Raw genomic sequence first — 12,629 nt, forward strand, 5'->3', positions numbered from 1 at the left:
GAGGATGTGCGGTTATAGCTGACAGGGAGCGCGAATGGAGAAGCAAGCAATTGACACGACCCAGGCAATCGCAGGGGAGTCGCTGTTTTGTACGCAGAATCTGACTAAGGTCTATCCGATGGGGGAGGTCGAAGTCCAGGCGTTGCGTGGGATTGACCTGGAGTTGTTTCCTGGTGAGTTTATCGTGATTCTGGGACCATCGGGCAGTGGCAAGTCAACGTTACTGAATATTCTGGGCGGGCTGGATGTCCCGAGCGGCGGCTCTGTGCAGTTTCGGGATCACAATCTGACATCCGCCGATGAAGCAGAACTGACTTGCTATCGTCGTGAGCATGTCGGGTTCGTTTTTCAGTTTTATAATCTGATCGCCAGCTTGACCGCACGCGAGAACGTCGCGCTGGTCGCAGACATCGCCGTTGATCCTCTTTCTGCAGAGGAAGCACTGCATCTGGTCGGACTGGAAAAACGCATTGATCACTATCCGGCACAGCTCTCCGGTGGCGAGCAGCAACGCGTGGCCATCGCCCGGGCAATTGTCAAACAGCCCGATGTGCTGCTCTGCGATGAACCGACGGGAGCCCTGGATGTGAAGACCGGCGTCATCGTGCTGGAAGCACTCAGGCAGATTAACCAGGAACTGGGAACCTTAACGGTCGTGATTACGCATAATGCTACAATCGCGAATATGGCAGACCGTGTTGTCAGTCTGTCGGACGGACAGATAACAGAGGTAAAACAAAACGCACGAAAATCATTACCGCACGAACTGGTCTGGTAGCCATGCGAACTCTGGACCGACTACTCATCGCTGATCTGAAACGAATGTGGGGCCAGGCTCTGGCGATCTGTCTGGTGCTGGCTTGCGGCGTTGCAACTTATACAATGTCTTTAAGTACGATTCAGTCGATCGAAGTGACCTATGATCGATATTACAGCGACTATCGTTTCGCTGATGTCTTTGTCTCACTCAAACGTGCTCCCAATCTGCTGGCAGAGCGGATTCGCGAAATCCCTGGCGTAGAACGGATCGAAACGCGGGTGGTCCGCGATGTGATTCTCGATATTCCTGGCATGGTCGAGCCGGCAACGTGCCGACTTGTTTCATTACCCGATCACGGGCAACCCAAATTGAATGCCGTCTATCTGCGTCGCGGTAGATTGCCTGATCCCGATGTGCGCGGTGAAGTCTTAGCCAGCGAACTGTTTGCCGATGCCCATAATCTGAAACCCGGTGATACAGTGCAGGTGATTATGGGCGGGCGTCAGGAGAAATTACGCATCGTCGGTATTGGAATGTCGCCTGAATATATCTATGCCATTCAACCTGGTCAGTTTCTACCTGATAACCGCCACTTCGGTGTGTTCTGGATGCCGTACCAGCAAATGGCGGCGGCATTTAATATGGAAGGGGCATTTAACGATCTGTCAATAAAACTCTTACCGCGGGCTTCCGAACAGGATGTGATCGCTGAGGTTGACCGCAACACTGAAGCCTATGGCGGTCTGGGTGCTTATGGGCGTGATGACCAGATTTCTCATCGTCGTGTGGCTGACGAGATACATCAATTGAGTGGTATGGCTTATATCTCTCCCATGATATTTCTGGCGGTTGCTGCCTTCCTGTTTAATCTGGTCTTCTCCCGGATTGTCCATCATCAGCAGGAAGCAATCGCCACGCTGCGTGCCTTCGGATATCGGCCCACTGAAATCGGAGTGCATTACCTGAAGATGCTGTTGATCCTGGTTACCTTTGGTTTCGTATTGGGAACGGGGGCAGGCATCTATCTGATGCAGCGTATGGTCACGCACTATGGAGAGTTCTTTCGTTTTCCCATTTTATATTTTGAAGTGGCCTGGGACCAGCTTCCCCTGGCTGCAGGTTTGAGTCTCGTTGTTGGTTTGTTTGGTGGTGCGATCGCGATTCGCCGGGCGATGTCTCTGCAACCGGCTGTCGCCATGCAACCCGAGGCACCCGCGGTGTATCACAAATCGTGGATCGAGCGGCTGGTGTTAAGCCGGTTTTTGCCAAGAATTGAAATGATGGTCTTTCAGCGTTTGAAACAGAATCTACGTTTAACGTTGTTTTCTGTTCTCGGGATGTCACTGGGGGTGGCCTTGCTTGTATTGGGTTCATTTGTGGAAGATTCGATCAATTATGTGATCGACGTGCAATTCCAACGGGCGCAGCGCCAGGATATCCTGGTGACATTCAACGAAGCACTCTCTTCCCGAGCCATTCATGACGCGCAGCATTTGCCCGGGGTTGAATATGTAGAAGCATTTCGTGCAGCACCTGTAAGGTTAAGTAACGGCCGAAACGCGCGACGGGTTTCATTGATGGGGCTTGAGCAACGCCCTCGGTTATTTCGTGTACTGGATCAGGATGTTCAAGAAGTTACTCTCAAGGCGGGTGGCTTGACGATTTCGAAAAAACTGGCGGAATTACTGGATGTGAAACGGGGAGACGAAATCCACATTCAGTTTCTGGATGGTCGCAGACAGAGAAGTCTAGTGCCGATTGTTGCTGTCTTCCCCGATTATACGGAACCGCGGGCATACATGTTTCGAGAAGACATGTATCGTCTGTTGCGTGAAGGAGAATCGATTTCTGGAGTGTTTCTGTCTGTGGACCCTTTGCGTCTGAATGATTTTCATCAGCGTTTGAAGGAGACGCCCGTAGCAGCAGGAGTGACGTTGAAGCAGGCTGCATTGAAGAGTTTTCACGATACGATAGCTGAGAATCTCAGACCGATGCGGATTACGAATGCACTCTTTGCCTCCGTGATCGCCTTTGGTGTGATCTATAATTGTGCCTTAATTACGCTTGCAGAACGCAGTCGTGATCTGGCGACGCTCCGCATTTTGGGGTTTACCCGAGGGGAAGTTTCGCGCGTGTTGCTCGCTGAACTGGCAATTATTACATTAGCCGCTCTGCCTATAGGGTTGCCTCTCGGATACATGTTGTCCTACTTCACAACTCTGGCATTAGATACCGAAACGCACCGCATCCCACTGGTGATCACACGCGCAACGTTTGCTTACTCGGCTGTTGTGATTCTGGTGGCTGCTACGGTCTCAGCGTTGATCGTGCGTCGCCTGATTGATAAGTTGGATTTGATTGCCGTTCTCAAAGTGAAAGCATAATCGTCGAATGAAAAAATGGTCGCGGAGAATATCGCTGCTGGTGGTTTTACTCATTTTGAGTGGGTTGCTGGCGTATGGCTTTTGGCCGGTCCCGGTTCAAGTAGACCTTGTGCAAGCGGATCAGGGTGCATTCTTAGTCACGGTCAATGAGGACGGTAAGACTCGCATTCGTGAAAAGTATATCGTCTCCGCGCCGGTCTCCGGAAATTTATTTCGAATCGAACTTCAGGAAGGCGATCCCATTCAAGCCGACCAGACGGTTTTGGCCCGGATCGAACCGAGTGATCCGATTCTTTTGGATGCACGGGCCGAAGCCGAAGCGGCAGCACGTGTTCGTGCTGCGGAGGCGACTGTCAAACAAGCAGAGGCAGCGTTGCATCGTAATAAGGAGGCATTGGAATTAGCCGAGCATGATTATCAACGGGCGCTCAAGCTGTTGCAGATGAAAACCATTACTCGGTCAGAGTTCGACGAATATGAACATCACCAGGGAATGGCAAAAGCAGATGTTGATTCAGCCGGTTTTGCGCTAGCTGTTGCCAACTTCGAGTTGGAGCTTGCCAAAGCAGCATTGATCAGTACGCGTCCGACTTCCGGAGGCAAAAATTCCTCACGCACTTTGACGATGACTTCTCCGATTAATGGTCAGGTCTTGCGTGTATTGCACGAGAATGCAGGAGTGGTGACTCCGGGAACGCCCCTGCTCGAATTCGGCGATCCGCACGACCTGGAACTGGAGATTGATGTTCTTTCGACCGATGCGGTTAAGATTCATCCGGGAGCAAAAATATTTATCGAGCATTGGGGCGGTGCCGGCGAGCTCGAGGCGACGGTGCGGCTTGTGGAACCATCCGCGTTCCTGAAAGTCTCCGCGCTTGGTGTGGAAGAACAACGCGTGAACATCATAGCCGACTTCAGCAGCCCTTTTGAGAAACGTAAAACACTGGGAGACGGATATCGCATTGAAGCGCGGATTGTTGTCTCTGAGGCAATGGATGTCGTAAAGGTGCCATCTGGTACATTGTTTCGTGAGGGGCGTGGTTGGCACGTTTTTCTTGTTGAAGAGGGATACGCGAAATTACAACCCGTTGAAATCGGCATGAGCAATGGACTTGAAACAGAAATAACGCAGGGGGTTACAGCAGGTGATCTACTTATCCTGCACCCGACCGACGAAATCGAAGATGGTACACCTGTCGTGGGGAAATAGCTTGCTAAGTGTACCGTTATTGGTACAATTTATATTCTGCATTTTGTGTTGACAATGTGTGAACCAAACGCCTGCCTGGTAGAATGAGATTCTCCTTTTGGATTCTGTCATTCGCACCTTTTTTCCTACCATGACTCAATGGGACGATTGATATGCTGCGCTCTTTTTCGTTCTTTAGCCTGGGACTGATACTGCTGTTCAAACCTGCTTTTTCAGCAGAGCCAACACCGACTGCGCAACCCTCGAAAGCTGGAATTCAGTTTTTCGAAACGAAAATCAGACCCGTGCTTGTCAATCAATGCTACGAATGCCATTCAGTAGAAGCAAAGCAGAATGAAAAACTCGAGGGCGCATTATTGCTGGACACCAGAGCTGCGATGCTCACTGGGGGAGATACGGGTCCCAGTATCGTCCCAGGAGATGTTAAGAATAGTTTGTTGATTGCTGCGATTCGACATGAATCATTCGAGATGCCTCCCAAGAACAAATTGTCTGATCAAGTGATTGCGGACTTTGAAAAATGGATTCAAATGGGAGCGCCTGATCCACGCGATGGTAAGGTGCCCCAAATCAAAAAAGAGACAATTGATATCGCGAAAGGCCGCGAATTCTGGTCGTTCAAACCCTTAAATCAATCACCGCCACCTACGCCACACAACACAACATGGGGCAAGACGCCCGTTGATCAATTTATTCTGGCAAAACAGGAAGCCCAGGGGATTACTCCCAATCAGCTTGCCAGTCGGCAGACATTGATCCGACGTGTTTATTTCGATCTCTGGGGACTGCCTCCAGAACCAAAAGATGTTGAAGAATTTGTGAATGATCCGTCGCCGGATGCTTATGAAAAACTGATCGATCGCTTATTGGCTGGGCAACATTATGGCGAACGCTGGGCTCGGCATTGGCTTGATGTTTCCCGCTTTGCGGAAAGCAATGGGTACGCTTTTGATAGAGACCGCCCCGCTGCATATCACTTTCGCGATTTTGTGATTAAGGCACTCAATTCAGATATGCCTTATGATCAATTTATTCGGCTGCAAATTGCCGGCGATCAATTAGGCCCCACAGATTATCTCTCTCAGGCGGCAACCGGTTTCCTGGCAGCAGGTCCCTTTACTTCACAGCAGACACAAAAAGAACGGGAACGAAGTCGATATGAACAGTTAGATGATGTCATTCACACGATTGGAACCGCTACGTTAGGTCTGACGCTGGGGTGTGCCCGCTGTCACGATCATAAATTTGATCCGGTTTCCAGCCACGATTATTATCGCATGATTGCCGCGTTTGCAGAAACCGGATTCCAGGATTATCAACACGATCAAAACCCGGAAAAATATAACAAAGAAAAAGCTGCCTTTGATCTGACACACAAGCCATTTGTAGACGCGCGGTTGAAATATGAGAAGGAAGCGTTGCCAGCAAAACTGGTTGAATGGCTGAAAAAAAGGCCGACCGAGTCAATTCAACCTCAGCTCAGCGACTGGCACTCGATTGGTCCCTTTCAGTCTGCTAACTTTGATCAGGCATTCAATCAGAAACATGCACCTGAGAAAAAAGTGGATCTCAAGCAGACCTACTCAAAAGGGAAACTCAAGTGGACTCCTCAGCCAACCTGGGCCGATGGCAAAGTGCACAATACACTAACCGGTAATAATTCCGCAAATTATCTTTTCCGTACCATTGAGGTTCCTGTCGCGACTCCTCTGGAAATATCACTGGGGCGAGATGATGCCATCAAAGTCTGGCTGAATGGCAAATCGGTCTTGTCGAAAAAAGTAACCGGTGGTGCGGCCGCGGATCAGGACATGGTCAAACTGGCGTTACAGGCAGGAAAAAATGAACTGCTGATCAAAATTGTGAATGCCTCAGGGCCTTCCGGCTTTTATTTTAAAGCGAAAGATACGACGCCTCCCAAAAATATCCAAACGATTCTGACCTTGGCAGCTGAGAAAAGAAATGACAAACAACAACAGGAACTGTTGAAGTGGTATGCACCCTACGATGCCGGCTGGGTGGAACTGAATGACGCTGAGCAGGACAATATGAAGCTGCACCCCAAGCGTGATTTGTTGCCTGTCTTTGCAGCGCGAAAGGGAGGGGCAACTTACAATTTTGGCGCAGATACCCGCAAGGTGTACTATCTGGTGCGTGGGAATTCCAATCGCAAGAATGGGTTGGCGGCACCTGGTTTTCTGCAAGTGCTCATGACGAGCGACACTCAAGAAAAAGAATGGTTGCTGGAAAAAACAGAGAAAAATGCCCAGCCGCGTCATCCTCGAATTGCATTTGCGGATTGGCTGACAGATACCAATCAGGGAGCGGGACATCTATTAGCACGGGTGATTGTGAATCGACTCTGGCATCATCATTTTGGACGAGGAATTGTCGAGACACCCAGCGATTTTGGAACGCAAGGTTTTCGTCCGACTCATCCCGAACTTCTGGATTATCTCGCAGTTCAACTCATCAAGGGCAACTGGAACCTGAAGCCAATTCATAAATTGATGATGCTGAGCGCCGTTTATCAGCAGTCAGGTCAGTCAAATGCGAGTGGCGTGAAGCATGATCCGGAGAATCATTTGTGGTGGCGGCGTCCTGCAATTCGTATGGATGCTGAGATTATCCGCGATACTTTGCTGTCAGTCAGCGGCTCCTTGGATCAGAAGATGTTTGGTCCGGGGACATTGAATCAGGAAGAGAAACGACGCAGTATTTATCTGACTGTAAAACGAGATAAGTTAATTCCCATTCTGCAGTTGTTTGACGCGCCTGATGCAATTCAAAGTGTGGGGAAACGAAATGTAACCACAGTTCCTCCTCAGGCTCTGGCCATGATGAATTCGCCGTTTATTCGTAGATTGTCAGAACAATTTGCAAAACGTGTTCGTCCCAATGCAAAGATCAGCCTGGAACAAACGGTAAACGATGTGTATGCAATCGCGCTGTCCAGGCAGCCTGATCCAACTGAGCAGCAACAGATGCTGCAGTTTATTCATTACCAGGCAGAATCCTACGGAGCGAATCCGAAAGCATACGAATTGGCGGTGGCCGATTTTTGTCAGTTGATATTTTGTATGAATGAATTTGTATTTGTTGATTGAATGGTGAAGATTCCGTAGTTGATCTCATTTCAGAAAGATGACGCGATGAGCGAACATGCTTCAGTACAAACAGACCGGCCTTTTGATGTTCGTGCTCGACGTTCCTTTCTAAAAAACGCGGGACTAGGCTTCGGTAGTTTAGCCTTAACGGGTCTGTTGAAGGAACAGGGACTGCTTTCTTCAATCGAGGCTGCAGATGAGGGAGGCTTAGAGACAAAACCACCTCATTTTGTACCGAAAGCAAAATCGATAATCTGGCTATTTATGCCAGGCAGCCCCTCGCAAGTTGATACGTTCGACTATAAACCGATGCTGCAGAAAAAGGATGGAGAAAAGCTGGAAGGCGCAGATCCCAAAACCGGGTTCTTCACAACCAGTGGGAAACTATTGAAGTCTCCTTTCAAGTTTAAACAGTATGGTGAATCGGGAGCATGGGTTTCGGAGATCTTTCCCAACATCGCGAACCATGTCGATGACATGTCGTTCCTTTATTCCTGCTTTTCCCGCTCGAATAACCATACACCCGCGATGTTAGAAATGAATTCAGGAGTGTTCCTGCAGGGCAGGCCCTGTATGGGGTCTTGGGTGACCTATGGATTGGGGACCGAAAATTCGAATCTACCGGGCTTTGTTGTCATGCATGGTGCAATGCCTCGTGGGGGAAATCCAATCTGGGCTCCCGGCTTTTTGCCTAAAGTCTATCAACCGACGGCCATTGACGGCAGAAGCAACGTCCCTATTTCTAATCTGTCCCGTTTGAAAACAATGACTGACCAGCAGCAGAGAAAACAGCTGGATCTGTTGAAACAAATGAATGCCCGGCATCAACAGTTAAGGCCCCATGAAGCCGATCTGGCCGCACGACTGGAATCGTTTGAACTCGCCTATCGCATGCAGACTGCAGCACCAGAGGCATTAGATGTGAAAGAGGAATCAGAGGCGATTCAGAAAATGTATGGTGTCAACCAGAAAGAAACAGAACTGGTTGCCAAACAATGCATCACTGCCCGGCGGATGGTGGAACGAGGCGTGCGATTTATTCAGATTTATGCCGGGACAAATGGTGGCGGTGGCGGAGTCGCTGACGTTCCCTGGGACGGTCATAGTGATATCGGCCTCAATCATCGAATTGCCGCGAAATCTGTTGATCAGCCCATCGGCGCACTTCTGGCCGACTTGAAATCTCGTGGTCTGTTAGATTCCACACTGGTCGTCTGGGGAGGCGAGTTTGGAAGAACGTCCGACTCGCAGGGAAGCCAGGGCCGCGATCATAATCCGAATGCCTTTACCATGTGGATGGCAGGTGGCGGGATTAAAGGGGGCGTTCAATATGGTGCCAGTGATGATTTTGGTTACAAAGCCATTCATAATCGCGTCGGCGTGAATGATCTGCATGCGACATTGCTGCATCTGATGGGCATTGATCATATGAAACTGACGTATCGTTTCAATGGTCGCGATTATCGCCTTACTGATTTAGGAGGGGAATTGATTCAGGAGATCATTGCCTGAGTGATCTTCGAACAAACATGGTGACTCAAACGACGGGGGGCTGACTTCAAGGTCGACAAAAAATCCCCCTTCGCTCAGGAGCGAGGAGGGATTTTTAATTTCGTCAATCACGTTTTTTTATTGGTGATGATTTAGAATTCACCAATGATTTCTTCAGAGTCCTTCGTTCCCAATGCACCCCAAGTACCATATGGGCTGGCAATCGTTGAAGAGGGACTTGGGCTAGGCTGACTCAGGTCGCCCGTATCAATGTTTTCAGAAACAAACCGTACGGCACCATCCGCCATCAGCACATGCACGCCACCGACATGCAGACTGGAAGGAGCAAGTGCTGCATGACCTGAGTCGGCATTGACGTTCGTGCCTTCGGCACAGGAAGGACCATTGGGAGGCAGGACCGTGTTGAATCCACAACGTTCTGCCTGTCCATCCCAGAGCGATGTTCCATGTCTTCCTTTAACAGTCGTCCCGCTTACCCAAGCTGCGCCGGAAGCCAGTGTCATGCATGATCCTGGATTGGTACGAGGTGCCTGGCTCATGGCAATCCCTTCGACTCGTTTTCGTCCGGCATTACTGATATTGGGACCATAGTTAGCCCGGACATGCTCACTCATGGCGATGGTATTACTGGTTCCATCGGTGATATCCCGGATTCGAGTCCCATACCGATTTGGAAATAACCCGCGTGAGTTGGTGCCATTGATGCTGGTGGCTGAGTCACCAATACAGAAGACATAGTTCTGTGCTCGAATTAGCTGCTTGTTGCGGCCGTCCGATGGACACTTCAGCATGGGAATGGCGACATTCCAGACGCCCCAGCCTCTCCAGGCAGCAGGACCGAAGGGCGAACGTGTTGCGTCACCTGCTGCAATTTTGTTAAACAGAGGAGCCTGATCCATATAAGGCAACAGTCCAACAAATCCACTCAGTCGACCACGGTTTGATGTGTTGCTATCTGACCCGTTCGTACCTCCTTTACGCAGGACAAACATTCCAAACACATCGTGGTAGTTGTGAAGTGCCAGACCAATTTGTTTTAAATTGTTCTTACAGGTAGATCTACGGGCTGCTTCGCGAGCCTGCTGGACTGCTGGTAACAGTAAGGCAATTAAAATAGCGATAATGGCAATCACGACCAGCAGTTCAATTAATGTGAATCCCTTACGTCTGTCTCTCGATAAACTCTTCACCAAAGATACTCCTTATTAAATTAAGTAGAATCAATCCCCGATTGGCGCTTGTTAAAAGGGGATACAGGAATAAATATCTCCTGGAAAAAAACGAATTGATTAAAAACTCGTCACTAGATTGGCAGAAAGTAAAAGTCGCGTTATTAAATGAGAATTAACAGTACAGATTACTTAAACGCTGTACTGTTAAAGAGCATCACTTTAGTATTTTAAATTAGGTCAACTCAAGATGTGATTTGGTGATTGTTTGGAATGATCAAATTCTCTGGAGAATGTTGATAAGCAATAATCTACTTTCAACTACTTATTAATGTTAGTTGAATTCTTAGTGATTTCAACTAACATACTAAGAGAATATTGATATTAAGGGGATGTTCCTTACGTTCTCCGCTAATTTAAAGACTTAGTTCTACCGTTTGGTTTTAATTAAGTATCTTAGTTTATTTCTAGTTGTTTTTAGAATGGCAAAGTGGGTTTGATAATGCGAAATGACTTAGGGAATCGATTGTTTAATGGAATCAGTCTTTTATCAATCTTCATGGTCTTGTCATTACATGGCTGTGGTGGTGGTCCTGAAGACACACGCCCGGTAAGGAATTCTGTTTCTGGAGTGATTACTTATCAGGGTAACCCTGTTGAAGATGCCATTATTGTATTTCGCCCTGCTAGTTCTGAAGGTCAAACCGCAAATGGGCGAACGGATGCGACAGGTGCTTTCAAGATGGGAACATTTGAAGGAACCGACGGCGTCGTTCCAGGAGAGTACACGGTCATGATTTCCAAGCTGGAAGCAACCAGCACAAGTCAAGCCTTGCCAGAGGATGATCCGAACTATGATCCGAATCCGACTGTAGAGGCGCCTCCCAAGAATCTGCTTCCGGAAAAATATGCGAACGCCGAGACCTCAGGGCTGACGGCTTCAGTTCCTGAAGGAGAAGAAGTCACTGATCTGAAGTTTGAATTAAACGACTGAGCGTTTCGGGTTAAAAAATGGCGCTGTAATTGTTAGGCCAGAATATCCTGAATCACACGTGGATTGTTACCCACGCCTGTCAGGCGTTCGTTTAAACCGTTTCGGGGAATGAAGAGTTCTTCGTGGTTTAATCCCAGAAGATGCAGCATCGTGGTGTGCCAGTCCGGCACACTGACCCGGTTTTCGACAGCGGCAAAACCCAATTCGTCGGTCTCTCCCCAGGTCAGCCCGCGCTTGACGCCGCCGCCTGCCATCCAGGTGCAGAGCGCATTTTTATTATGATCCCGGCCCGATTTGCGTTCGTCTTTATCTGCCGAGAGTTGGGCGATCGGCAGGCGGCCCATTTCGCCACCCCACATGACGAGTGTTTCGTCTAACAATCCTCGTTGTTTCAGATCTCTCAACAAGGCAGCCACCGGTTGATCGGTTCGCTGGCATGCATCTTTCAGGCTGGTCGCGATCGCACTGTGAGTATCCCAGATTTGACTGTTGATAAATAACTGCACGAATCGCACGCCTCGTTCAATCAGTCTGCGGGCAATCAGGCATCTGCGACCATACGATTCGGTGACTGGCTGCCCGATGCCATACATTTTTTGTGTTTCTGCTGTCTCTTGCGAAAGATCGAGTGCATCCGAGGCGGCGATCTGCATCCGTGCTGCCAGGGCGTAAGTCGATAAACGCGCTTCCAACTGATGATGGTGCGTATGTTTGCGTTGATGGATTTTGTCTAAACGTGTGATTAAGTCACGTTCGAGTTTGGAAACGGCGTCAGGTTGATCATAGCCGGGTTTCAGGTTCAATACCGGAGACCCTGTCGCGCGAAATCGCGTCCCTTGATGTTGTGCCGGCAGAAAACCGGCCTGCCAGTTTTCGATTCCATTCACAGGCAGACCCAGGGGATCATCCATGACAACGTAAGCAGGCAGGTTTTTGTTTTCGCTTCCCAGTCCATACGAGACCCACGCGCCGAGAGCCGGGTGTCCCGGAAATTCACTGCCCGATTGAATTTTATAGAGCGCGGGTTCGTGAGTCAGGTTGGTGGTATACATCGAACGAATCATGGTGAGTTCATCTACCTGAGTCGCCAGATGAGGCATGACGTCAGAAACCCACATTCCCGATTCACCATGTTGGGAAAACTTGAACGGGCTCCTCATCAAAGCGCCCGCTTGCTCTGGGAATTCGACTTCCCCTGCGATTTTGTCAAAGTGCTGCTTACCATGAAATTGATCGAGTAGCGGCTTGGGATCAAACAGATCCATCTGGCTCGGTCCCCCATTCATAAACAAATGGATGACCGATTTCGCACGCGGTTGATGATGCGGGCCAAATGAAGGCGTTTCCGGGTGGGGTTTTGATTTTGACTCAGCATACAGATCCTGCTGTAGCAGCCAGGTCAATGCGGCACCCTGAATCCCCGTAGAGACTTGTTGAAAAAAACTGCGTCTCGGTATTTGATTTTGAAAGCAGTGATCCTGTTTCATGTGACG

The 12,629-nt window shown here is 49.2% G+C and carries 8 protein-coding genes; 6 read left to right on the top strand and 2 right to left on the bottom strand.

The genetic code is table 11. The features are described from left to right. Positions 1 to 34 precede the first annotated feature (34 nt). From Pan241w_RS08155 to Pan241w_RS08175, 5 genes are all read left to right on the top strand, one after another. Positions 35 to 778: an ABC transporter ATP-binding protein gene (locus Pan241w_RS08155; protein ID WP_145213592.1), complete on the top strand. Its 744-nt coding sequence runs from the start codon at positions 35 to 37 to the stop codon at positions 776 to 778. Between the two features lie 2 nt (positions 779 to 780). Continuing rightward, positions 781 to 3,144 carry an ABC transporter permease gene (locus tag Pan241w_RS08160; RefSeq protein WP_145213595.1) on the top strand — a complete coding sequence of 788 codons (2,364 nt, stop codon included), beginning with the start codon at positions 781 to 783 and terminating at the stop codon, positions 3,142 to 3,144. A 7-nt stretch (positions 3,145 to 3,151) separates the two neighbouring features. Next, on the top strand, positions 3,152 to 4,354 hold the full coding sequence (locus Pan241w_RS08165) for an efflux RND transporter periplasmic adaptor subunit (RefSeq protein ID WP_145213598.1): 1,203 nt from the start codon (positions 3,152 to 3,154) through the stop codon (positions 4,352 to 4,354). Between the two features lie 152 nt (positions 4,355 to 4,506). Continuing rightward, on the top strand, positions 4,507 to 7,461 hold the full coding sequence (locus tag Pan241w_RS08170; protein WP_145213601.1) for a PSD1 and planctomycete cytochrome C domain-containing protein: 2,955 nt from the start codon (positions 4,507 to 4,509) through the stop codon (positions 7,459 to 7,461). Between the two features lie 45 nt (positions 7,462 to 7,506). After that, positions 7,507 to 8,973, top strand: a complete 1,467-nt coding sequence (locus Pan241w_RS08175; protein ID WP_145213604.1) for a DUF1501 domain-containing protein — start codon at positions 7,507 to 7,509, stop codon at positions 8,971 to 8,973. Between the two features lie 131 nt (positions 8,974 to 9,104). On the opposite strand, the gene Pan241w_RS08180 is transcribed toward Pan241w_RS08175, so the two are convergent. Next, positions 9,105 to 10,163 carry a DUF1559 domain-containing protein gene (locus tag Pan241w_RS08180; RefSeq protein ID WP_145213607.1) on the bottom strand — a complete coding sequence of 353 codons (1,059 nt, stop codon included), beginning with the start codon at positions 10,161 to 10,163 and terminating at the stop codon, positions 9,105 to 9,107. A gap of 481 nt (positions 10,164 to 10,644) precedes the next feature. On the opposite strand from Pan241w_RS08180, the gene Pan241w_RS08185 reads away from it, so the two are divergent. After that, positions 10,645 to 11,136, top strand: a complete 492-nt coding sequence (locus tag Pan241w_RS08185; RefSeq protein ID WP_145213610.1) for a carboxypeptidase-like regulatory domain-containing protein — start codon at positions 10,645 to 10,647, stop codon at positions 11,134 to 11,136. A 32-nt stretch (positions 11,137 to 11,168) separates the two neighbouring features. On the opposite strand, the gene Pan241w_RS08190 is transcribed toward Pan241w_RS08185, so the two are convergent. Further along, complete coding sequence (locus Pan241w_RS08190; protein ID WP_145213613.1) at positions 11,169 to 12,623, bottom strand: DUF1501 domain-containing protein; 1,455 nt, start codon at positions 12,621 to 12,623, stop codon at positions 11,169 to 11,171. Between the last annotated feature and the right edge of the window lie 6 nt (positions 12,624 to 12,629).

This window comes from Gimesia alba (genome assembly GCF_007744675.1).
In the GTDB taxonomy this organism is placed as follows: domain Bacteria; phylum Planctomycetota; class Planctomycetia; order Planctomycetales; family Planctomycetaceae; genus Gimesia; species Gimesia alba.

Bases quoted from the DNA above. Each gene is read 5' to 3' on its own strand.
- Pan241w_RS08165 (WP_145213598.1), top strand. From the start codon at position 3,152: ATGAAAAAATGGTCGCGGAGAATATCGCTGCTGGTGGTTTTACTCATT.
- Pan241w_RS08160 (WP_145213595.1), top strand. From the start codon at position 781: ATGCGAACTCTGGACCGACTACTCATCGCTGATCTGAAACGAATGTGG.
- Pan241w_RS08185 (WP_145213610.1), top strand. From the start codon at position 10,645: ATGCGAAATGACTTAGGGAATCGATTGTTTAATGGAATCAGTCTTTTA.
- Pan241w_RS08175 (WP_145213604.1), top strand. From the start codon at position 7,507: ATGAGCGAACATGCTTCAGTACAAACAGACCGGCCTTTTGATGTTCGT.
- Pan241w_RS08190 (WP_145213613.1), bottom strand. From the start codon at position 12,623: ATGAAACAGGATCACTGCTTTCAAAATCAAATACCGAGACGCAGTTTT.
- Pan241w_RS08155 (WP_145213592.1), top strand. From the start codon at position 35: ATGGAGAAGCAAGCAATTGACACGACCCAGGCAATCGCAGGGGAGTCG.
- Pan241w_RS08170 (WP_145213601.1), top strand. From the start codon at position 4,507: ATGCTGCGCTCTTTTTCGTTCTTTAGCCTGGGACTGATACTGCTGTTC.